Origin of the sequence: Mesorhizobium sp. GbtcB19 (assembly GCF_019091085.1) — a bacterium.
In the GTDB taxonomy this organism is placed as follows: Bacteria; Pseudomonadota; Alphaproteobacteria; order Rhizobiales; family Rhizobiaceae; genus Mesorhizobium.
The window spans coordinates 38703-60760 of record NZ_JAGXJY010000022.1 but is presented as its reverse complement, the minus strand read 5'-3'; the positions used below and the strand labels follow the sequence as shown (position 1 = coordinate 60760).

General features: G+C 65.7%; 20 protein-coding genes and 1 pseudogene. 14 read left to right on the top strand and 7 right to left on the bottom strand.

What is annotated here, in order from left to right; translation table 11 throughout:
• The first annotated feature begins 71 nt into the window (after positions 1–71).
• The 3 genes from dinB to KVT37_RS27265 all read left to right on the top strand — a co-directional run bounded on the left by dinB (position 72) and on the right by KVT37_RS27265 (position 3718).
• Positions 72–1340, top strand: a complete 1269-nt coding sequence (dinB, locus tag KVT37_RS27275; protein ID WP_308642777.1) for a DNA polymerase IV — start codon at positions 72–74, stop codon at positions 1338–1340.
• A gap of 182 nt (positions 1341–1522) precedes the next feature.
• Positions 1523–2773 (top strand): patatin-like phospholipase family protein, encoded by a 1251-nt coding sequence (locus KVT37_RS27270; RefSeq protein WP_217578110.1) that lies wholly within the window; start codon positions 1523–1525, stop codon positions 2771–2773.
• A 240-nt stretch (positions 2774–3013) separates the two neighbouring features.
• On the top strand, positions 3014–3718 hold the full coding sequence (locus KVT37_RS27265) for an SDR family oxidoreductase (RefSeq protein WP_217578109.1): 705 nt from the start codon (positions 3014–3016) through the stop codon (positions 3716–3718).
• A 20-nt stretch (positions 3719–3738) separates the two neighbouring features.
• Here the strand turns inward: KVT37_RS27265 and KVT37_RS27260 are convergent, their stop codons facing one another.
• Positions 3739–3966: a hypothetical protein gene (locus KVT37_RS27260; protein ID WP_217578108.1), complete on the bottom strand. Its 228-nt coding sequence runs from the start codon at positions 3964–3966 to the stop codon at positions 3739–3741.
• 84 nt (positions 3967–4050) lie between these two features.
• Positions 4051–4494, bottom strand: coding sequence for an SRPBCC family protein (locus KVT37_RS27255; protein WP_217578107.1), 444 nt, complete (start codon positions 4492–4494; stop codon positions 4051–4053).
• 458 nt (positions 4495–4952) lie between these two features.
• Here KVT37_RS27255 and KVT37_RS27250 point away from each other — a divergent pair, with 458 nt between their 5' ends.
• The 9 genes and pseudogenes from KVT37_RS27250 (at position 4953) to KVT37_RS27215 (ending at position 14545) form a co-directional block, all read left to right on the top strand.
• Entirely contained in the window at positions 4953–6377 is a 1425-nt protein-coding gene (locus tag KVT37_RS27250; RefSeq protein WP_217578106.1) for a family 16 glycosylhydrolase, read from the top strand.
• 126 nt (positions 6378–6503) lie between these two features.
• Positions 6504–8270, top strand: a complete 1767-nt coding sequence (locus tag KVT37_RS27245) for a type I secretion system permease/ATPase (protein WP_217578105.1) — start codon at positions 6504–6506, stop codon at positions 8268–8270.
• A 3-nt stretch (positions 8271–8273) separates the two neighbouring features.
• Positions 8274–9593 carry an HlyD family type I secretion periplasmic adaptor subunit gene (locus KVT37_RS27240; protein ID WP_217578104.1) on the top strand — a complete coding sequence of 440 codons (1320 nt, stop codon included), beginning with the start codon at positions 8274–8276 and terminating at the stop codon, positions 9591–9593.
• A gap of 158 nt (positions 9594–9751) precedes the next feature.
• Positions 9752–10249, top strand: a complete 498-nt coding sequence (locus KVT37_RS27235; protein WP_217578103.1) for a hypothetical protein — start codon at positions 9752–9754, stop codon at positions 10247–10249.
• 184 nt (positions 10250–10433) lie between these two features.
• On the top strand, positions 10434–10682 hold the full coding sequence (locus KVT37_RS27230; protein WP_217578102.1) for a DUF1127 domain-containing protein: 249 nt from the start codon (positions 10434–10436) through the stop codon (positions 10680–10682).
• 240 nt (positions 10683–10922) lie between these two features.
• A pseudogene (locus tag KVT37_RS33850) lies at positions 10923–11351 on the top strand (OsmC family protein); the annotation flags it as partial.
• Between the two features lie 214 nt (positions 11352–11565).
• Positions 11566–12792: an NAD(P)/FAD-dependent oxidoreductase gene (locus KVT37_RS27225; protein ID WP_217578101.1), complete on the top strand. Its 1227-nt coding sequence runs from the start codon at positions 11566–11568 to the stop codon at positions 12790–12792.
• 5 nt (positions 12793–12797) lie between these two features.
• On the top strand, positions 12798–14075 hold the full coding sequence (locus KVT37_RS27220) for an NAD(P)/FAD-dependent oxidoreductase (RefSeq protein WP_217578100.1): 1278 nt from the start codon (positions 12798–12800) through the stop codon (positions 14073–14075).
• Positions 14072–14545 (top strand): MaoC family dehydratase, encoded by a 474-nt coding sequence (locus KVT37_RS27215; RefSeq protein WP_254634292.1) that lies wholly within the window; start codon positions 14072–14074, stop codon positions 14543–14545. The genes KVT37_RS27220 and KVT37_RS27215 overlap by 4 nt, the downstream gene beginning before the upstream one ends.
• Positions 14546–14664: 119 nt before the next feature.
• On the opposite strand, the gene KVT37_RS33565 is transcribed toward KVT37_RS27215, so the two are convergent.
• The 5 genes from KVT37_RS33565 to KVT37_RS33845 form a co-directional block, all read right to left on the bottom strand.
• The gene (locus tag KVT37_RS33565) at positions 14665–16212 is read right to left on the bottom strand and encodes an alpha/beta fold hydrolase (protein ID WP_254634291.1); all 1548 of its coding nucleotides are present in this window, start codon (positions 16210–16212) and stop codon (positions 14665–14667) included.
• Between the two features lie 180 nt (positions 16213–16392).
• Positions 16393–17349, bottom strand: coding sequence for a DMT family transporter (locus KVT37_RS27205; protein WP_217578099.1), 957 nt, complete (start codon positions 17347–17349; stop codon positions 16393–16395).
• Positions 17350–17447: 98 nt separating this feature from the next.
• A complete protein-coding gene (locus KVT37_RS27200) occupies positions 17448–17729 on the bottom strand; it encodes a hypothetical protein (RefSeq protein WP_254634290.1) in 282 nt (93 codons plus the stop codon).
• Positions 17730–17940: 211 nt separating this feature from the next.
• Positions 17941–19092 (bottom strand): FAD-binding oxidoreductase, encoded by a 1152-nt coding sequence (locus KVT37_RS27195; protein WP_217578097.1) that lies wholly within the window; start codon positions 19090–19092, stop codon positions 17941–17943.
• Positions 19093–19236: 144 nt separating this feature from the next.
• Positions 19237–20217 carry a GlxA family transcriptional regulator gene (locus KVT37_RS33845; protein WP_217578096.1) on the bottom strand — a complete coding sequence of 327 codons (981 nt, stop codon included), beginning with the start codon at positions 20215–20217 and terminating at the stop codon, positions 19237–19239.
• 504 nt (positions 20218–20721) lie between these two features.
• Here KVT37_RS33845 and KVT37_RS27185 point away from each other — a divergent pair.
• Together KVT37_RS27185 and KVT37_RS27180 are read left to right on the top strand one after the other, a co-directional pair.
• Positions 20722–21582, top strand: a complete 861-nt coding sequence (locus KVT37_RS27185) for a xanthine dehydrogenase family protein subunit M (RefSeq protein ID WP_217578095.1) — start codon at positions 20722–20724, stop codon at positions 21580–21582.
• Positions 21582–22058: a (2Fe-2S)-binding protein gene (locus KVT37_RS27180; protein ID WP_217578147.1), complete on the top strand. Its 477-nt coding sequence runs from the start codon at positions 21582–21584 to the stop codon at positions 22056–22058. Before KVT37_RS27185 ends, KVT37_RS27180 begins: the two co-directional genes overlap by 1 nt.

The following is a 22058-nucleotide window of genomic DNA, read 5'->3' as shown; positions in this document are numbered from 1 at the left end:
TTATGTTCTACTATTTCCCCTTACAACAGACGCCGCTAATGCTGCAATGCCACACAAATGGCGACGGAAGCGTGCGATGCCCCGCCACAAATGCCGCCGCGGCTGCCACCATCCTGCATGCCGATCTCGACGCCTTCTACGCCTCGGTCGAGCAGTTGCTCGATCCGTCGCTGCGCGGCAAGCCGATCGCCGTCGGCGGCGGCGTGGTGCTTGCCGCGTCTTACGAGGCCAAGGTCTTTGGCGTGCGCGGCGGCATGCCCGGCCGCAAGGCGCGCGAGCTTTGCCCCCAGCTCATCTTCGTCGGCGGCCATTTTTCCGAGTACCAGCGCCTTGGCGATGCCGCGATCAAGGTGCTCGACGATTTCACGCCGGTGGTCGAGCGCATCTCTATCGACGAGGCGTTTGCCGACGTCGCCGGCTGTACGCATCTGTTCGGACCGCCGGACGAGATCGCGCGAAAAATCCGCCACAGGGTCAAGGCCGAGCTCGGCCTGCCGATCTCGATCGGCGTGGCGCGGACAAAGCATCTCGCCAAGATCGCCTCGCAGGTGGCCAAGCCGGACGGGCTGGTGATGGTCGAGCCCGGCACCGAGCTTGCCTTCCTGCACGACCTGCCCGTCACGCTGATGTGGGGCGTCGGCCCGGCGACCAAGGCGAGGCTGGCCGAGATCGGCGTCGAGACCATCGGACAGCTGGCGCGCACGCATAGCGGCGCGCTGGAGCGGCTGATCGGCCATGCCGCCGGCCAGAAGCTTGCCGCGCTTGCCTGGAACCGCGACCCACGCAAACTAGCGACACATCGCCGCGCGCATTCGGCCGGCGCGCAATCGGCGCTGGGCAGGAAGCCCGCCCTGCCCCGCGTCTTCGTGCCGACGCTCTTGCACCTGGCCGACCGCGTCGCCAGCCGCCTGCGCGCCAAGGACCGGCCGGGCCGCACAGTGACGGTGCGCGTGCGCTTCGCCGATATGCGCGCGGTGAGCCGCTCGATCACGCTCGACCAGCCGATCCAGGCGACCGCGATGCTGGCCGAAATCGCCGAGGAGCTGGTTCGCGGCGTGCTGGCCACCCATCCGGGCGAGCGTGACATCTCGCTGCTCGCCATCTCGGTCTCGCATCTGGAGGAGCATTCCGAGCTGCAACTCGAACTGCCGCTCGGCCTGGAGGATGAGAAGCGCAAGCCCGGCAGCCGCAAGGGGCTCGCCCGCTTCGGCGCCGACCGCGCCATCGACAAGATCCGCCAGCGCTTCGGCAAGGAGGCCGTCGGCTACGGCACGGTGGCGCTGGAAGGCACGCGCTCGGTGCCGGACGGATTCAGGGAGCTGGCGGAGAAGGAACTTTGAGGGGAGCGCCCTACGAAGGCCCCTCTCCGCCCGCTTCGCGGACACCTCTCCCCGCCTTCGGCTGGGGCGAGGAACCCAAGCTTTCCAACGCTGACATTCCGCGATTCCGCAGCTTGCCAGAAGCCCCGCGCTAGGCTGGATTGTGCGCCGAGACAGCCGCGCTTGAACGATCGGAGTCATTCATGGCCAGTGAGACGGCAACGCCGGATTCAGAGGCGGCGCCAGTTGATACCGGCGACAAAGCCGAGCGCTACGATCTCGGCCTCTGCCTGTCGGGCGGCGGCTACCGCGCCATGCTGTTTCACGCCGGCGCGCTCTGCCGCCTGAACGAAGCCGGGCTGCTTAAAAAACTCGACATGGTGAGCTCGGTCTCGGGCGGCTCGATCGCGGCCGGGCTGCTGGCGGTGCTTTGGCCGCGCTTCAAATTCGCCAACGGTGTCGCGAGCAATTTCGATATCTATCTCGACAGGATCCTGGAGTTCTCGCAGGTCTTCCTCGACGCGCCGTCGATCTTCAAAGGCCTGTTCAACCCGTTTTCGAGCGCCGCGCGTGAAGTCGCGGCCTGCTACGAGCGGCACTTGTTCGACGGCTCCAGGCCGATGCTGAAGAGCCTGCCGGAGAAACCCTGGTTCGTGTTCTGCTCCAGCAATCTCGACACCGGCTCGCTGTTTCGGCTGTCGCGGCGCTACATCGCCGATTACCGCATCGGCGTTGCTTACAATGCCGACCTGCCGGTGGCTCTCGCGGTTGCCGCATCGTCGGCCTTCCCGCCCTTCCTGTCGCCGCTGCGGCTCGACCTCACGCCCTTCGCGTGGAAGAACGACAAGCTCGACCTTTCGGTCGGCGCGCCGGTGCCGCCTGCCCGCGCCGTGCTCACCGATGGCGGCGTCTACGACAATCACGGCATCGAGCCGGCGCTGAAGCGCTGCCGCTGGCTGCTGGTCAGCGACGCCGGCGCGCCGTGGCAGGCTTCGAAGGCGGGCTACTGGAACTGGTTCTCGCAGTTGAAACGCGTCGCCGACACCACCGACAACCAGGTGCGCTCGCTCAGGCGCCGCGACCTCGTCGCGCGCTTTCAGGCAGCCAAGGACGCCGACGATCGCGGCCTGCCCAACGACGCGACCCGGCCCGATTATGCGGCGACGCGCGGCGTGTTCTGGTCGATCGCCAGCAAGCCGGACGCGACCGAGCCGACCTTCAAGCAGACCGCCGCCACCCAGCCGGCCGATATCGGCACCTCGCTGCATTTCCTGGGAGCCGAGGAAACGGTCGATCTGGTGAACTGGGGCTACTGCGCCGCCGACCAGGCCCTGCGCGGCTGGTTCGAGCCGGCGGTGCCGGCGGGAAAGGGCGTGCCGCTGAGGCCGGGCGCGGTGAAGCCGGGGCGCTGCGCGAGGGTTTCGAAGGCTGTGATGGGTGCATTCAAGGTTTGAGCGCCTTTCCTCGCCCCCACGAAAGTGGGGGAGAGGTGGCTCGGCGAAGCCGAGACGGAGAGGGGGAGTGCCCTACGAAGGCCCCCTCTCCGTCCGCTTCGCGGACACCTCTCCCCCGCCTTTGGCGGGGGCGAGGAACCCAAGCCTTCATAGACTGGCGCAATCCAATCCGGTTCATTGCCCTGCCCTGCGCATGCTAACAGGGTCGCTTTCAACCAAACAACCGAGATGGATCAGGACATGGCAGGCGAAAAAGTAGCTCTGGTGACGGCGGGCGGCAGCGGCATGGGAGCCGCGGCGGCGAAGCGCCTGGCGGCGGACGGATTCAAGGTCGGCGTGCTGTCCTCCTCCGGCAAGGGCGAGGCGCTTGGCAAGGAGCTCGGCGGCTTCGGCGTCACCGGCTCCAACCAATCGAACGAGGATCTGAAGCGCCTTACCGACGGCGCGCTCGAACGCTGGGGCCGCATCGACGTGCTGGTCAACAGCGCCGGCCACGGCCCGCGCGCGCAGATCATCGAGATCAGCGACGAGGACTGGCACAAGGGCATCGACACCTATTTCCTTAACGCCGTGCGCCCGACCCGGCTGGTGACGCCGGTGATGCAAAGCCAAAAATCGGGCGTCATCATCAACATCTCGACCGCCTGGGCGTTCGAGCCGAGCGCGATGTTCCCGACCTCGGCCGTGGCGCGCGCCGGGCTCGCCGCCTACACCAAGATCTTCGCCGACACCTATGCCGCCGACAACATCCGCATGAACAATGTGCTGCCCGGCTGGATCGACAGCCTGCCGGCGACCGAGGAGCGGCGTGGCGGCGTGCCGATGAAGCGCTACGGCACGTCGGAAGAGATCGCCGCGACGATCTCGTTCCTGGCCTCCGATGGCGCGGCCTACATCACGGGCCAGAACATCCGCGTGGATGGGGGCATCACAAGGGCGCTGTGAAAGGTAAAGAGGACGTCGCCTCAGTTGCGGCTGCGCGAATTGAGCAGCCACATCAAGGCCAGCGATGCCGCGATGTTCAGCCCGTTGCCGACGACGATGTTCCAGAAGCGTGTCGGATCGTCGTCGAGCGCGACCCAGTGCAGCCGGCCCCGGATCTCGCCCATCTTCAGGCCGTAAGCGATGTTGTACGTCGCCAGGGCGGCGAACGCGGCCATCAGGACAATGACGTAGTTGGTCTTGCGATCCATGAGAGCCGCTTTTAACAGCGCTTGGTGAAATTTTACTTACCTTGGGCAAGGCGGCGGCAACACCGGCCGCCGCCTTACACCAGTCTACTGGTTGATCTCGGGCTCGACGAGCTTGGCCAGGTTGCGCAGCGATTCCTGCCAGCCGAGATAGCAGGCCTCGGCGGGGATGGCGTCCGGGATGCCGGCCTGGGTGATGTTGATCTCGGTGCCGACCGACACTTTCTTCAGGATCACCGTCACTTCGATCTGGCCCGGCAGGTTGGGGTCGTCGAAGCGGTCGGTGTAGCGCAGGCGCTCGCCCGGAACGAGTTCGACGAATTCGCCGCCGAAGGCGTGGCTGTCGCCGGTGGTGAAGTTGCGGAAGGACATCTTGTAGGCGCCGCCGACCTTGCCCTCGAACTCGTGCACCGTGCAGGTGAAGCCGTTCGGCGGCAGCCACTTGGCCAGCGCATCGGCCTCGATGAATGCGCGGTAGACCTTCTCCGGCTTGGTCGCCAGGACGCGGTGCAGATGGATGGTGCTCGGCATATCTCGATATCCTTCCCTAGTTGATCGATGCCCCAAGGACGGGCGGCCCCCAGCCGATCCGACAAAGCCTGTCAAATTTTTTGCCTCGCGGCTACCGAGCCGCTTTGTAACGTGGATAAGACGTAGGTGCTGCGATCGGAATTCCGGCTCGAATGTCCATCGTTGCGCTTGGCGACTCAGCGCTCGTTCATCCCAGACGGCCACGCTGGTCAACTGCGATCACACGCAGCACCATGCCCAATATTTCAACATGAGTCTCGCAATATTGAGTAAAATTGAGTAATTCCGGGTGTAATTATCGCGCTTAAATTGCATTAGAAAAACCTTATTATAATCATTTCTAATCATTAATCGATGAGCGGTAATTTTTTATCTGTACTGCGACGCGAATCCTTGGAACCATAGGCCGACTTGCAGGTTGGCCTGAAAATCAGGCGCCACCGAGGAAGGAGTGTCCGATGAGCTTCGTCGTCAACGCGATAGGCGTTCCTCTTTATTATAGCGGCGCTTCCAATCATTGGTTTTCGGCAACGTCCGGACCGACATTCAACGGCAGCAGCGGCAACGACTCCATCTGGGCCTCCAGCGGCGTCAACGTCACCATGTATGGCGGCACCGGCGACGACATCTATTACCTCTATTCGGCGGGCAACAAGGTGGTCGAGTACGGCGGCCAGGGTGTCGACACGATCAACACATGGATGAGCTACACGCTGCCGAACAATGTCGAAAACCTCGTTGTCACCAATGCCCACAACTATGCCTTCGGCAACGCGCTGGACAACATCATCACCGCCACGGCGGGCGGTCAGACCCTGGACGGCGGCGCGGGCAACGATGTGCTGATCGATGGCGGCGGCGGCAACGACACTTTCATTGTCGCCAAGGGCAACGGCAGCGACTCGATCGTCAATTTCGCCGCGAACGATGCCGTGCGGCTCGATGGCTACGGGTTCACGTCCTTCGCCGCCGTCCACGACAGCATGATCCAGGCGGGCCCCAATGTGGTGCTGAATCTCGGATCGGGCGAGATCCTCGAATTCAAGAACACCACCATCGACAAGTTCCAGCCGAACCAGTTCGAGTTGCCGATCGACAAGTCGGGCATGACGCTGTCCTTCAGCGACGAGTTCAACACGCTGAACCTTCACGACAGCCAAGGCGGCACCTGGAACACCAATTTCTGGTGGGGCGGGGCCAGTGGCGGCTCGCTGACCCAGAACAACGAGCTGCAATGGTATATCAACCCCAGTTACGCGCCGACGAGCTCGGTGCATCCGTTCAGCATCGACAACGGCGTGCTGACGATCACCGCGGCGCAGACCCCGGCCGACATCAAGCCGCTGATCAACAATTACGAATACACCTCAGGCATGCTGACCACGCATGACTCGTTCTCGCAGACCTATGGCTATTTCGAAATGCGCGCCGACCTGCCGGAAAACGCCGGCGCCTGGCCGGCCTTCTGGCTGCTGCCGGAAGACGGCTCGTGGCCGCCTGAGCTCGACGTGATGGAGATGTATGGCCAGAAGCCGAATTCGCTGCTGATGACCGCGCATACCAACGAGACGGGACAGCACACGACGGTCGGTTCCACGGTAAACGTCATGGACACCGCCGGCTTCCACACCTATGGCGTCTTGTGGACGCCGGACAAGCTGGTCTGGACCTATGACGGCGTGCAGGTCGCGGAAGCGGCGACGCCGTCCGACATGGACAAGCCGATGTATATGCTGGTCGATCTGGCGATCGGCGGCCAGGCCGGCGCGCCGCCGGACCACCTCGCCACGCCAGCCCAGATGAAGATCGACTACATTCACGCCTACACGCTGGACGAACTGCAGCAGAGCCATTTGAGCGTCACGGGCGAGCATACAGCCTAGAGACGGACGATTTCAGGTCGAATCGACCTGAAATCTGAATCCGTCTCTAAATCAAGGAGATAGAGCATGATGTCGTCCGAAAACCGCTTCACACTTTTCGGCATCATGCTCTAGGTGGCCGGGGCAATGTCACGCGAGAGCGCTCCGACCTCGTCGGCCGGTTTGCGGCCAGCCTGGTTGCGCCGCGTGTTCCTGCGCGCCATCACCGATGTCGGCCTGTTCTCGCTGCTGATCAACCTGCTGCTGCTGGTGATCCCGCTTTACCTCCTGCAGGTCTATGACCGGGTGCTGCCCTCCTCGAGCGTCGAGACGTTGGTCTATCTGTCGGTCATCGCGGTCGCGGCGCTCGGCTTCCTCGGCTTGCTCGACGCCATCCGCGCCATCTACACGCAGCGTGTCGCGGCCACGGTCAACGACAGGTTGGGCGCGACGGTCTTCGCCGCGTCGCTCGGCGCCCAGCATACGCCGTCGCCGCTCACCGACCTCGCCGCGGTCTGCGCCTTCATCCGCTCGCGCGGTGTCGCTGTGCTGTTCGACCTGCCCTTCGCGCCGGTCTTCCTTGGCCTGCTCTATCTCATCCATCCGGTGTTGTTCTGGGTGACGCTCGGCGGCACGGCGCTGCTTGCCATCCTGGTCGTGGCCAACCAGCTCGCCATCGGCGGGAACGATGCGCTCTCGGCGGGGCACTCCGATCTGGCCAGCCGTGCCGAGCAGGCCTTTGCCCGCAACGCCGAGACGCTGCGCGCCATGGGCATGGTGGAAAACGCCGCGCGCGCCTGGGGCCGGCATGTGGCGGAAGCGCTTGTCCTGCACGACCGCTCTGCCGGCGCCAACGCGATCTTCAGCGGCGCCTCCAGGGCGCTGCGCATGATGCTGCAACTGGCGATCCTCGGCGCCGGCGCCTGGCTGGTGCTCAAGGGTGAGATGACGGCCGGCATGATCTTCGCCTCCTCGCTGGTATCGTCGCGAGCGCTGCAGCCGCTCGACCAACTGATCGGTTCCTGGCGGCAGATCGGCGAAGCCAGGCGCGCCTGGACGCGGCTCAGAACCGCGCTTTCGATGCAGCCGGGCGAAGCGCGCAAGCTGACCTTGCCCGACCCGACCGGCGCGATTTCAGCGCAGGAACTTTTCTTCATCGCGCCCAATGCCACCTTTGGCGCCGAGCCCATCCTCAAGCGGCTGAGCTTTGCGATTCAGCCTGGCGAAGCGGTGGCGATCGTCGGCCCGAGCGGCGCCGGCAAATCGACGCTGGCGCGGCTGCTTGTCGGGGCCGCGCAGCCGAGCGGCGGCTCGGTCAGGATCGACGGCGCCGAGCTCAGGACCTGGGACGAAAACCAGCTTGGCCGGCATATCGGCTATCTGGCGCAGGAGGTGGAATTATTTCCAGGCTCGATCGCCGACAATGTCGCCCGCTTCGACGAAGACGCCGACGACGCGGCGATCGTCGAAGCGGCAAAACGCGCCGAGGCACATGAGCTGATCCTGACGCTCAGCGACGGCTACCAGACGATGGTCGCCGGGACGCTGTCGGGCGGCGAACGGCAGCGGATCGGGCTGGCGCGCGCCTTCTACGGCAATCCGCGCATCCTGGTGCTGGACGAGCCGAGCACGCATCTCGACGGCGCCGGCGAAGCGGCGCTCGAAGGGGTGCTGGCGGCCGCGCGCGCCGCGAGCGTCACCACGATCGTCATCACCCATCGGCCTGCGATTGCCGCCGCCTGCGACCGCGTGATGGTCCTGCGCGGTGGCGTCATCGAGGCGTTCGGACCGAGCGCCGAGGTGCTGCGCCAGTTGACTGTCGACAGGGGCAAGGGCGCGCGGCAGAACACGGTGGTGACCGGATCGTTCGTGCCGACCATCCGCGCCGCGCAAACCATCCGCCACGGGTCATAGACGATGTCGACGCCAAGCCTCGCCTTCGACGACCGGCCGCGCACCGACTTCCGGCGCACGGCCTTCGCCGGCTATGCGGCAATCGCGCTGCTTGCCGGTGGCTTCGGCACTTGGGCGGCGAGCGCGCCGCTTGCCGGCGCGGTGATCACGCAAGGCACGATCGCGGCGACCGGCGGCAACATCCTGATCCAGCATCGCGAAGGCGGCATCATCAGGCAGCTGCTGGTGCATGAAGGCGACCGCGTGCGCGAGGGCCAGGAGCTCATCCTGCTCGACCGGACCGCGCCGGAGGCCGATCTCAACCGGCTGACGAGGCAATGGATCGCGCTCAAGGCAAGTGCGGCGCGGCTGGAGGCCGAGCGCGACGGGCTGGACAGGCTCGCGCCGATCGGCGAGCCCGCCCCCTCGCCGTTCCGACAGGAGTTCGAAAACCTGATCCGCGAACAGCAGAAGGAGTTCGACGCCAGGCTTGCGCGCTTCCGCACCGAGCAGTCGATCCTGGCGCAGCGCGTCGCCATGCATCGCGAGTCGGTCAAGGGCTTGAACGCGCAGAAGGCGGCAATCGAGCAGCAGACCGAGGTGGTGAAGAAGGAGCTCGGCATCAAGACCGATCTTCTGGGCAAGGGCCTCACCAACCGCACCGAATATTCCCAGCTGCTGCGCTCGGAGGCCGACCTGGTCGGCCAAGCCGGCGCGATCGAGGCGTACCTCGCCTCGGCCAACACACAGATCGTGGAGGCTGAGGCGCAGACCGAGCGCGCCACCACCCAGCGCGTCGAGGAGGCGCTGACCAAGCTCGACGACGTGCGCACCAACCTCGCCGACATCGAGGAGCAGATGCGCGCGGCTGAAGCCGTGCTCAAGCGCACGACGATCACCGCGCCGGCAGCGGGCGTCGTCGTGTCCTCGACCTATAATTCGCAAGGCAGCGTGGTCGCGCCAGGCGAAAAGATCATGGAGATCCTGCCCACGTCATCGGGCCTGGTGGTGGACGCCAAGCTCAAGCCGAAGGATGTCGACGCGGTGCATGTCGGCCAGAAGGCGAAACTGAGGCTCTCGGCGCTCAACACGCGCCTGACCCCGGAAGTCCCGGCCACGGTGAGCGATATCTCCGCCGACCGCCTGATCGACGAAGCCACCCACGAACCCTATTTCCGCGCCAAGCTGAAGATCGCCGATCCCCTGCCCGCCGGCGTGAAGGCCGAACAGCTCTATCCCGGCACCCCGGTCGACGCCTTCATCAGCACCGGCGACCGTACCTTCTTCGAATATCTGGTCCGCCCGATGATGGATTCGTTCGCAAGGGCGTTCAGGGAGCGGTAGGGCAATTCCAGGAAAAGTGTGAAGCGGTGAATTGCTCTGACGGCTGCACCTCGCTCTTTCCAAAACCTGGAACGATGATCGGCCCCCCGTGGAGTTCGAGAACGCAGCTATGCTAGCCTGGCCTTCAACGTCCATCGCTCGGACCTGAGGGGCAGATCATGTTGGATCAATGGAGTAACTTCTTCGTCATGGTGGGTGGCGGCGCGGCAGCTCTTGCCGGCCTGATTTTCGTAGCGATCTCGATCAACCCCGAACGCATCGTCCGCAACACGACCCACAAGAACCGGGCCATCAACATGCTGTCGGGCTTCAGCGCAATCTTCATGTCATGCAGCCTTGGGCTCCTAGGAGGCCAACTTCTTCCGGCGCTCGGCTTCGAATGGCTTTTCCTCTGGGGCATAGCCACATTCATATTCGTCAGAGGCTATATCGTCGCCATCATGGCGGGGATGAGTTCCATCGGGTTGACCGCGCCGCGGCTTGCGGGTGGCACGATGTGTTACCTTGCCGAGGTTGCAGGCGCGATTTTCCTGATCCTCGGACGCGGCGTCGGGCTTTACATCGCGGCGCTCGGCACCATCGTTTTGTTCGCCTTCCTGATCTCGGGCGCATGGCTGCTTGTCACCGGTATCTACGACGAGCCGGCCACGGGGTGAATTCCCTTCAGTCCATCAATCGAAGCGTCACCGCCCACAGCCTTCATGTTTCCGGCAGGCATATGGCACCGCGATTTCCACGGCAATTTCGACGCCCGCTCCAACGCTGGCTCCCCCGGTCGTAAGTCACAAGTCCCGCCATCGACGACGCGAAATGGTCGCGCCGCAAAAGATGGAGACGACGATGGCGACTTTGGAACGCACCGCCTATGAAACCGGCCGCGCGAGCCCCGGCCTGATAGGCTTTGCCCGCCGCGCGCTCAGGCTTTTCTATCGTGCGATGAAGATGCGCAGCGAGCGCGCCGCCATGCAGGCCATGCCCGACTACCTGCTCAAGGACATGGGCATCGCCCGGTCGGAAATCGACCACTACACCTCGATGCGCTACGCCCCATCCGACACAGACGGGATGGACATCCGCAACGCCGGATGACCTGCGACGCGATCGCGGCCACGCCGTCGACAAGCCCCGGGCGCTTGCCAACGCCTGGGGTTTTTTGCGTTCCGGCGCGCTCGGTTCAGGCGCTGGGCCAGCTCGTTTCAAACGATACGTCCAACGCCATTTCCACGGTGAGCGTATGAAAAATTCCACGGTCGCATCCACTCTCGTTCAAACGCTCAACCGGCAAACAAGCGCCGTCACGGCAACCAAGCCGCAAAACCAACCTTGGAGATGAAGATGCAACCCAGCACCAAACCTGCACGGCTTCCGCTCAACGGGGTCGACACGCCGAACCTGATGGCGACGATCAATTTCGTCGCCGGGCAGCCGGAGCTCGCCAAGTTCCAGTTCCGCGCCCACAATGAGTGGATCGAGGGCACGCACAGCAAGACCGTCATGAACGGCTTCTTCGGCGCCGGCAAAGAGCAGAAGCACGAGAAGCCGCATTATGCCGATGCCGATCATCCGGCGATCCTGTGCGGCACCGACAATGCGCCGACCCCGGTCGAGTGGTTGCTGCACGGGCTGGCGGGCTGCCTGATGGCGGGCGTCGCCAACATCGCCGCCGCGCGCGGCATCAAGCTCACCAGGGTGAAATGCTCGGTCGACGGCGACATCGACCTGCGCGGCATCCTCGGCATTTCCGACGAGGTCCGCAACGGCTTCCAGAACATCCAGGTGTCGTTCGAAATCGAAGGCGACGCCCCCGGCCGAGAAGCTCAAGCAGCTGGTCGAGCAGTCGCGCTCCCGCTCGGCGGTCTTCGACGTTCTGACCAAGGGTGTGCCGGTCACCGTCGGCATCAAGACCATCCAGTAAGCCGGCTGGCGGTCCGGATCCAATCCGGACCGCTTCCCCCATCGACGGAACAGAACCATGAAACGCGCGGACATCGTCATCATCGGCGCGGGCCAGGCCGGCCTTGCGCTCAGCCATTGCCTTGGCCAGGCCGGCATCGAGCATGCCGTGCTGGAGCGCGGCCGCATCGGCGAGCGCTGGCGCTCGCAGAGCTGGCGTTCGCTCAGGCTGCTCACGCCGAACTGGCTGAACGCCCTGCCTGGCTCGCCCTATAAGGGCGGCGACCCCGACGGCTTCATGAGCAAAGGCGCGTTCGTGGAAAGCCTGGAGCGCTACGCCTGGCAATGGCATGCGCCGGTCGAGACCAATGTCGAGGTCAACTCCACCAGGCGAACCAGCGACGGCTTTGCCTTGCGCACCAGCGCCGGCGACTGGTCGGCGCGCGCGGTCGTCGTTGCGACGGGACATTGCGACCGGCCGGTCATCCCTTTTGCGCCCGAGACCCTTCGCGGGCCGCTCGGCATCCACGCCTCGCAATACCGCTCCCCCGGCGAGCTGCCAGGCGGCGGCGTGCTGGTCGTCGGCGCCTCGTCCTCCGGCGTGCAAATCGCCGACGAGCTCGCCCGCGCCGGGCGGCGCGTCGTGCTGTCGGTCGGCAAGCATACGCGCCTGGCGAGAACATGGCGCGGCCAGGACATCTTCTTCTGGCTTTGCGCGATGGGCCTGATGGCGCAGCGCCAGGAAGATTTGGCCAATCCGCAAGCCGCCCGGCGCCAGCCATCGCTGCAGCTCGCCGGCCGGCCGGACAGGGCCGATGTCGATCTCGCCACGCTGCAGGCGCTTGGCGTGGAGCTGGCCGGGCGGGTGCGTGGCGTCGGCGACCGCGAAATCGCCTTCGCCGGCGATCTCGGCCAGCACATCGCGGCGGCGGAAGCGAAGCAGGCGCGCCTGCTCGACCAGATCGACCGCTTCACGGGGTCGGCGACGCCATACCGGCCCGAGCCGGTTGCGATGCTGGCGGCCGGCGCGGAGCGGCTTTCGCTGAGCGATGGGGGGATCCGCACCATCATCTGGGCGACCGGCTATGCGCGCTCGTTCGGCTGGCTGGAGCCGCTGGCGCTCGGCGCCGATGGCGAGCTGGCGCATCAGGGCGGCGTCACCAGCGTGCCCGGCCTCTACGCGCTCGGCTTCCGCTTTCTGCGCAAGCGCGATTCCAACTTCATCGGCGGCGTCGGCGCGGACGCCGAAGCGATCGCCGCCGAAATCTCGCGTCATCTCGAGCGCAACGGCCGCCAGGCGGCTTGAGGACCATGACCATGGCCAGCAACCCGATCTCTCTCATGGCCGTGCCCAAGCGTAGCCATTACGACGCCATCATCGTCGGCGCGCGCTGCGCGGGTGCAGCGACCGCGATGCTGCTCGCCCGCGCGAGCCTCAAGGTGCTGGCGATCGAGCGCAAGCCCTATGGCTCCGACACGCTTTCGACGCATGCGCTGATGCGGCCCGCCGTGCTGCAATTGTGGCGCTGGGGTTTGCTCGATCCTTTGCTCAGGGCCGGGACGCCGCTGATCGAGACGACGACCTTCCACTATGGCGACGAGGAGATCACCATCCCGCTCGCCGCCGGCTCGGAGCTTCCCGGCCTGATCGCGCCGCGGCGCACCGTGCTCGACCGCATCCTGGTCGATGCGGCGCGCAAGGCTGGCGCGGAGGTCCTGCACGAAATGGCGGTCGGCGACCTCTTCGCCGACACTCACGGCCGCGTGCGCGGCATCGAAATCCGCGCCGCCGGCCGCGCCTCAGTGAGGGTCAGCGCCGATATCGTGGTCGGCGCCGACGGCATCGGCTCGCTGGTGGCAAAATGCGTCGACGCCCAGCCCTTGCGGCACGGCGCCGTCTCGGCCGCCCATGTCTATGGCTACGCGCCGGTCGAGCCCGGCGCCGGCTACCACTGGTATTTCCGCGATGGGATCGCCGGCTCGTTCATCCCGACCAATGATGGCCTTGCCTGCATCGTCGCCTCGGTGCCGACAGGCCTGTTCGACCAGCGCTTCCGCCTCGGCCATGCGCGGGCCCGCATGGATGTGCTCGAAGCGCTGTCGCCGGCGCTGGCCGCGCAGGCCTCGCTGGCGCCGAAGGACGCCCGCCTGCAGGCGTTCCGCGGCCTGCCGGGCTATATCCGCCAGGCCTATGGCCCTGGCTGGGCGCTGGTGGGCGACGCCGGCTTCTTCCGCGACCCGATCACCTCGCACGGCATTTCCGATGCGCTGCGCGACGCCGAGAGCCTCGCGCGCGCCATCCTCGATGGCTCGGGCGCGGCATTCGCGGTCTGGCAGCAGCTTCGCGACCTGATCGCCAACCAGATTTTAGACACCACCGACGCCGTCGCCGGCTTCGACTGGACGCTCGACGATATCGGCGAGCGGCATCGCCGCTTCAGCGCCGTGCTGAAAGCCGAGGTGCAGGCGCTGGCCGGGCAACCAATACCTGCCCGCCGCGCCTCGAAGCCCGCGACCTATCGTGCCCCGGCCAACCAGGACAAACCGCCGGCCGACCTTTCACGCAACCGGACAGGAGCAAGACCATGACAGTACATTCGATAAAGGACGGGCATCTGATGCAGGACGGCTGGGTCGGCGTCATCAAGGGCCGGCCACAGGTAGGCGCCTTCGCCGAGCGTTCGCGGCGCACGCAGCCGCAGGACATCGACGCCTTCGCCGAGATGACCGGCGACCGCAACCCGCTGCATTACGACAAGGCGCTGGCCGAGGCTTCGGTGTTCGGCAAGCTCATCGTGCAGGGCGGCGTCACCTCCGGCATCCTGAACGCGGTGGTGGCGGAAGACCTTCCCGGCCCTGGCTCCGTGTTCCTCGAAGTGTCGTGGAAATTCGTCAAGGCGGTCGGCGTCGGCGAATTGATCACCGGCCGCGTCGAGGTCAAGGAGGTGCGCGCCGACAAGCCGATCACCAAGTTGGAGGCATCGGTGCGCAACGAAGCCGGTGAGCTTTGCCTCACCGGCACCGCGACGGTGTTCACCGTGCCTTTGGCCAGGGGCTGAGGGCTTCTCCTGCCCAGAGCGCTTCACCGTTTCACGGAAACGGTGAAGCGCTCTATCTCTTTGTTTTGACGTAATTCCTTACGGAAAACCGTGTCACACTTTTCCTGGAATTGCTCTGGTTACGCGCCCGCCGTCTCGGCGATGAAGGCGCGGACATGGTCTATGAACTCCTCGAAGGCGGGCTCGCCTTCGAGCAGGATATGATTCTGGCTCTCGAGCTCGATGAAGCGGGCGCCCGGAATGCCGGCGGCCATGGTGCGCCCGGATTCGACGGGCGCGACGTTATCGTCCCGCGCATGCAGCACCAGCGTCGGCACGCGCACCTTCTCCAAGAGGTCGCTGACGTCGATCACCGAAAAGGAGCTCTGAAGGCGCCAGGCATCGTCGGGCGAGACGGTGCGCAGCATAAGGTCGTCCATCCAGGCGAAATGCTCGTGCGTGGCGCCGGGGATGAACATGGAGCAGAAGGCCTGGCGGAACATCGGGTTCGGCTTGCCCCAGTTCTCGCGCATCAGCGTCGCGGCCGCCTCGCGCGTCGCGATCTCGCCGGCGTCGCCGCGCGCCCGCCAGCCTTTGACGTAGCCGCCGTAAAGGACCATGCCCGAGACCCGCTCGGGGTGGCGTATGGCGTAGGCGATCGAAACCGCACAGCTCTGCGACAGACCGAGCAAGGTGAAGCGGTCCAGCCCTGCGGCCTCGACCACGCATTCGAGGTCCGACAGCATGGTCTCGAAGGAGATGTCGACGACGTGCCGCTGCGAAAGGCCGTTGCAGCGCTCGTCATAGCGCACCAGCCGGTTGTGGAGCGACAGTTCCCGCATCCAGTGCCGCCAGATCGGGCTGTCCCAGTCGAAGGTGAGATGCGACATCCAGTGCGCGGCGCGCAGGATTGCCGGGCCGCTGCCGGTGCTGGCATAAGCGAGCCTGGTGCCGTCGAGCGCCCGGCAGAATTGCACGGCACGGCCGGGATCCTGCGCTGACGCGGCGGGTTTCGGCGGCGTGGCGGACGTAGGCTGCGGCCCGCGTCCCGTGGCTTGAGCGGTGACAGAGCGGACCTTTTCCTCCAGCGCCTCTGTCTCGGCGGCGAGCCTCGCATCGTCGGGCACGAGGCGGCGCAGGCGCTGGGCGAAAGGCAGCGCCCGTCGCGGTTCATCCGCCAGACGCTCGACCAGCTCGCGCAGGATGCCGAGCTCGACGATCTCCACCTCGCTGGCGATGGCCTGCCGCCAGGCTTCATAGTCGAAGCAGCGTTCGAGCGAGAGGTCGGCGAGAAAGCCGCCGCGGACCGAGGCCAGGACGGCTTCGAGCTCCCCGGTCGAGTGGGACGAAAGGTCGGCCTTCACCAACGGCGCCAGCCGCGCATAGTCCGTCTCGATGTTGAGCGCGACGGCATTGCGATCGGCGACGAGGGCCTTTTCGTCGGCGCCCAGCACCTGGCGGATCTTGGACAGGCTCCAGCGCAAGGCGCCGCGCGGATCGTCGGGAATGTCCCAGAATATTTCGCAGAGCCGCTCGCGCTGATGCTGCCTGGCGGTGACGGCGAGGTAGGCGAGCAGCGCCCGCGTCTTTCGCGATGGCGGCAGGTCGAGCGGCCGGCCGTTGCGCGTCACCTGCAAATCGCCAAGCACGCGCAGCTCCAGCACTTCGATGTGCGGGCTGTCGTTCATGCGTCCACGCGCTCGTCGATCGCCATGATCCCTCTTCGGCCTTCGCCGGCGCCGCCGAAAGCGGCCGCCCGCCAATAGCAAAATCGGCTAATTTAGGAAAGCTTGGTGCTGACTGCTCAGGCCACGAGGAGCGTCAACCTGGGCAGACCTAGGCACGCCAATGACCACCGCAGTCCGACTTCACGCCTTTGCTGGAACCGCTTTCGGCTTGATGACCGTCGCCAGCACCACCCCGACCACAATGAAAGCCGCGCCGATCAGGTCGTAGTCGTGCAGGCTTTCGCCGAGCAGCAGATAAGCGAGAACGGCGACGAACAAGGTCTGCAGGTAGAGCAGCATGCTCGCCCGGCTGGCGCCCAGCGTCTCGACGCTTTTGTTGTAGAGATAATACATCAGCGCGCCGCCGGGGCCGGCCAGGTAGGCGAGCGCGAGCAGGCCGTTGGCGTTCAAGGCGGAGCGCTCGTCGTTGAAGATTTCCCAGAGATGGAACGGCAGCGCCACCAGCGCGCCGGCGCCGAGAAGGAGCACGACCAGCGGCAGGAGCTCGAGGCCGAATTTGGAGCGGCGCAGCAGCACCGTGTAGAGCGCCCAGCAGAACGCGCTGCCGACGATCCACAACTCGCCGACGTTGAAGCGCAGCTTGACCAGCGCCTCGATATTGCCATGCGCGACGATGACCAGCATGCCAGCCAGCGCCGCCACCGCGCCTAGCGCCTTCCAGAGGCCGAGCGGCTCGCCAAGCACGAAACGCGCCAACACCATGGTCATGATCGGCGACATCGCCATGATGATGCCGGCGGTGGTTGCGTCTGTATCGTTCAGGCCATGGTAGATCATGCCCTGGCACAGCGTCAGGCCGATGGCGCCGACGGCGACGATCTCCAGCGGCCGCGATTTGAGCAGCGCAAGCATCGCGCCGTGATGGCGGTGCACGATCGGCAACAGGATGGCGCAGGCGAGCAGAAGCCGCCAGAAGCATAGACCCCAGGGCGGCATTTCCGGCGCCACCCATTTGGCCGCGATGTAGACGCCGGCCGACAGCAGCCAGCACAGCACGGCGGTGGGATAGCCACCCAGGGAGGGTATCGAGATAGTGGCAGGTTGCTTCGCCGGATGCGCTATCGGTATCGCCTGCATCGCATGCCCCCCGTTCGATGAACGTCAGCCCAGACGTCAGTCTATCTCATATCGGGAATGCTCCATATGGCCCGCGATGGAAGGCTCCCGGGCAGCGATCAGTGCGCCGTTTCGCCGGCTGGATGCAGCAGGTCCCAGGCCGAGCCGACGCGGCCATCGAACTGGGAAGCGAAAATCTCGGCTTCGATGTCTTCGAGGCCGTCGTCGACAAGCGCCTCGATGCTTCGCCGCAGCAAAGCAAGCTGCATCTGCCGCGCGTGACTTTTGTCGGTTTCGCGCATGATGGCCGTCACGTGATAGGCGACCACGGGCTGGCCGAGACAGGACAGGAGCGCGCCTGACCCTGCCGTCGCTACGGTGACTGCTTCCTCGATGTTCATTCCGGCGCTCCTCATCAAAAGATGCTGGGCGCCTCCCCGGCAGATGGCGACGGTATCCGCCGCTTCTTTTCTCATTTCGGCAGTCGCGAACTCTTCGCTGGCGGCCAAAATCAGTATCCTCCAGAACCGTATTAAAGGCGACCGGATAGTTAATTGATGGTTAACGGCAACGGTCGCATCTTAGGCATCCGAGTCGGTCGAAGCGCACCGATCAGTGCCCCGGAATGTTGCGCTCGGCCGATGGCGCCAGGCTTTGCGAGCCGGGCACCGAAACCGGCGCGCCCCGCAGCACCCAGTCGGCCGCGATCTGCCCGATCACCGGGGCGAGCTGGATGCCGTAGCCACCGGCGCCGGCCGCGGTGACCAGCGTCGGCTCCGAGGGATCGATCGGCCCGACGAAGGGACGATGATCGGCCGTGACGGGATAAAGGCCTGCCCAGCCCCGGCCGAGCCGCGCGCCCGGCAGATCGGGCACGCGTTCCATGAGCAGTTCGGCCAGATCGACCTTCGACTGCTCCTCGCACTGGTCGTTGTAATTGTCCGGGTCTTCCGGCGCGACCGAATGCACCTTGTGGATCTCGGCGATCAATTCGTTGCGCTTCTCATGGCGGAAATTGAGGCCGCTGCCTTGGCCGTTCACGAGATCCATGACCATCGGCATCGTGTAGTCGAGCGGCTCGTCGAGATGGATGAGGACGGCCTCATGGCGCTCGGGCCAGATGTGCAGGCGCTGGCCGAAGAGTTCGGCCACCTGTGGCGCCCAGGCGCCGCCGGCATTGACCACGACATCGCAATCGATCGGGTCGCTGCCGGTCTCCAGCCTGTAGCCGCCCGGCCCTCTGCCTACGCCGAGCAGCTTGCGGTACTGACGGATTTCGCCGCCCCTGGCGCGGACAATACCCGCCAGGAAATTGCACATGTCGTGCGGATCGAGGTAGCCGTTGTCGGGTCCGAACAAGCCGCCTTCGAGCCCGTCGGGATTGATGTGAGGAACGAGGCCCCTGAGTTCGTCGGCGCGGATCAGCCGCGACGTGAGGCCCGCCTCGGCCTGCATCTCGACCGATCTCGCGAACAGCTCCATCTGCGCCTGCGTGCGCGCCAGCCGCAGATAGCCGATGTGGTTGAAGTGAAGCCCCTCGGCCTCCCATTGCCGAAACCGGCGGAAGGAATGAACGCGAAGCAGGATCTCGAACGGATCGGTGAATTGCGACCCGACGACGCCGACCGACCTGCCGCTCGAGCCGGAAGCGATCGACTGCGCTTCGAGCACCGTCACGCGCGCGCCCTGCTCGACAAGGTTGAGCGCCGTGCAAAGCCCCAGCGTGCCGGCGCCGATCACCACGACATGAGGAGAAGCTGTCATCGATGGTCCTCCTCAGTCAGGATTGCGCGGCGAACAATGGCTGCGTCGAACAGCGGCGGCAGCGCTGCTGGACGCGATGCTACGGTCCGTTTTCAGACAGATGCAATCGGCCAGGCGGGGCATGCGAGGCGACCACAACGGCCACTATGCTTTCGCGACGGCGCCGGCCATCCGGTTCGGATGCCTGAGATGGGTCGGCGTGATGCCGGTGTGCTGGCGAAAGACGCGGCTGAAATGGCCGGCATTCTCGAAGCCGCAGCGATAGGCGATGTCACCGATGGCGAGGTCGCTGCCTTCCAGCAGCGACTTGGCGTAGTGCACCCTGAGTGCCAGATAGGCGGCCATCGGGCTGGTGCCGAGCTCGGTGGCGAAAAGGCGCTCGAGCTGGCGGCGCGAGCAGTTCAGCCGGCTGGCGATCTCTTCGACCGGGACCTTTTCCTGCAGATTGCTTTCCATCAGAAGCAGCGCCCGCTTCACCGCGCGGCTCGCGGCCTCGGGAAAGAGGCCGCCGACCGGCTGCACGTCCCGGATGTTGCGGATGCGATCGAGCACCAGGATCTTGGCCGCCTTCTCCGCCGCCTTCTGGCCGATGAATTGCGAGACGAAATAGCCGGCGAGGTCGGCCGCACCGGTGCCGCCGGCGCAGGTGGCGCGGCCGCGGTCGACGGAATAGAGGCTGTCGGCATGGGCGTTGACGTCTGGGAACTCGGCGCGGAAATCCTTGATGTGGAACCAGCTGACGGCGGCGCTGTAGCCGTCGAGCAGCCCGTAGCGCGCCAGCACGAAGCTGCCGGTGCAGAGCGCGGTGAGCGGCACGCCCTTCTCGGCGGCGCGCATCAGGAACGCCTCCTTTTCCGAGCTCAGCACGCGGTTGGTGTCGAGCAGGCCGCCGACCACGACGACATTGTCGAAATCCTCGGGATTGCCGATCGCCTTGGTCGGCAGCAATTCGACGCCGCAGCTTGCGCGGATCGGCAGGCCGCGCTCGCCGACGATCTGCCAGTCGAACTCGACCCGGCGGCTGCGGTCGCCCTCGTCGCCGGCGAGCCGCAGCGTGTCGATGAACAGCGACAGCGGCGACAGCGTGAAATCGCGCACCAAAAGAAATGCGAATTTTTTGGCCATTCGTTTGGCGACATCCCCTGCTGTGTCACAAATCCATCCTGGCCGATCGACCATGGTGGGCGCTACTTTATGCGCGCCATCACGCGAACGGTAGGCGACGCGCGGGCTACGGTCAGGCGTTAACGCGTGGGTGAATTGTCCATCACATAGGTGGTTCCCCCACTCCGTCGCTGCTTTGCAGCGCCACCTCCCCCCCTCCGGAGGGAGAGGAAATGCCAATCGCAGAGGTCGCGGCTTCGACGACAGCGCTGCTCGAGCCTTCGACGGCTAGCCTTTTCCTCTCCCTCCGGAGGGGGGAGAGGTGGCTCGGCGCGCAGCGCCGAGACGGAGTGGGGAACCACCTGTGCGATTTGCCGCACCCGCTGTGCCCCGGCCCTTGCGCCGCTGGCCCGGCCTCTGGGCGCATCTGGAGCATCGCTCTGGCCCAACCCGGACATGCACGAACAGGATGGCCATTATAACCAGACGCTTTATAACGGTCGTGACACAGCCCAAGGGGAGACGATGCGTTACATACGTCCGCTTTCAATCGAAGATGCCGTTGGCGAGCTCGCCAAGGCGGTAGGCCCGGCCGCGATCCTGGCCGGGGGCAGCGACCTTCTGGTGAGGATGAAGGGCGGCTTCATCGAGCCCGAGCTGATCGTCGACATCAAGGCGATAAGCGGCCTGGCCGACATCACGCAAACGGCTGACGGCTTCCGCATCGGCGCCGCCGTGCCCTGCGCGGTGCTGGGCGAGAACAAGGCCGTGCGCAAGGCATGGCCGGGCGTGGTCGAGGCGGCGAACCTCATCGGCTCCAAGCAGGTGCAGGGCCGTTGTACGATAACCGGCAATCTGTGCAACGCCTCGCCCGCCGCCGACAGCGTGCCGGCGCTGGTGGCGGCCGCGGCAAAAGCGGTGGTCGCCGGGCCTTCGGGCAAGCGCACCATCGCGGTGGAGAGCGTGCCGACCGGACCCGGCCGCACCTCTCTCGCCAAGGGCGAGATCATCGAGGCGATCCTGCTCGACAAGCGTCCCGAGCATGCCGGCGACGCCTATCTGCGCTTCATTCCGCGCACCGAGATGGACATCGCGGTGGTGAGCGCCGGCGTCAACCTGACGCTGGATGACAAGGGCGCGATCAAGACCGCGCGCGTGGCGCTGGGCGCCGCCGCACCCACGGTGCTGCTGGTCGAGGAAGCGGGCCAGGTGCTGGTCGGCTCCAGGCTCGACGAAGCGACGCTGGAGCGGCTGGCCAAGATCTGCTCCGGCGCCTGCCGCCCGATCGACGACAAGCGCGGCACCATCGAATTCAGACGAAAAGTCGCGGGCGTGCTGGCGCAAAGGGCCGCCGCGATCGCCTACAAGCGTGCGGGAGGCAAATGATGGCCGGTGTAGCTGTATCAACCACGATCAACGGCGACGCCGTCGAGTATCTCTGCCAGCCCGACGAGACGCTGCTGGAAGTGCTGCGCGACCGGCTCGGCCTGACCGGCGCCAAGGAAGGCTGCGGCACTGGCGACTGCGGCGCCTGCAGCGTGATCGTCGACGGCAGGCTGGTCTGCTCCTGCCTGGTGCTGGGCGCCGAGGCCGAGGGCCGCAAGGTCGAGACCATCGAAGGCATGGCGCATGGCGACCAGTTGCACCCGCTGCAGCAGAAGTTTTTGGAGCATGCCGCTTTGCAATGCGGCATCTGCACGCCCGGCTTCCTGATCGCGGCAAAGGATCTTCTGGAGAAAAACCCCTCGCCCACCGAGGAGGAAATCCGCTTCGGTCTCGCCGGCAACCTCTGCCGCTGCACCGGCTATGACAAGATCGTGCGCGCCGTCCAGGACGCGGCTGAAGTGATGAAGGGAGCCTGA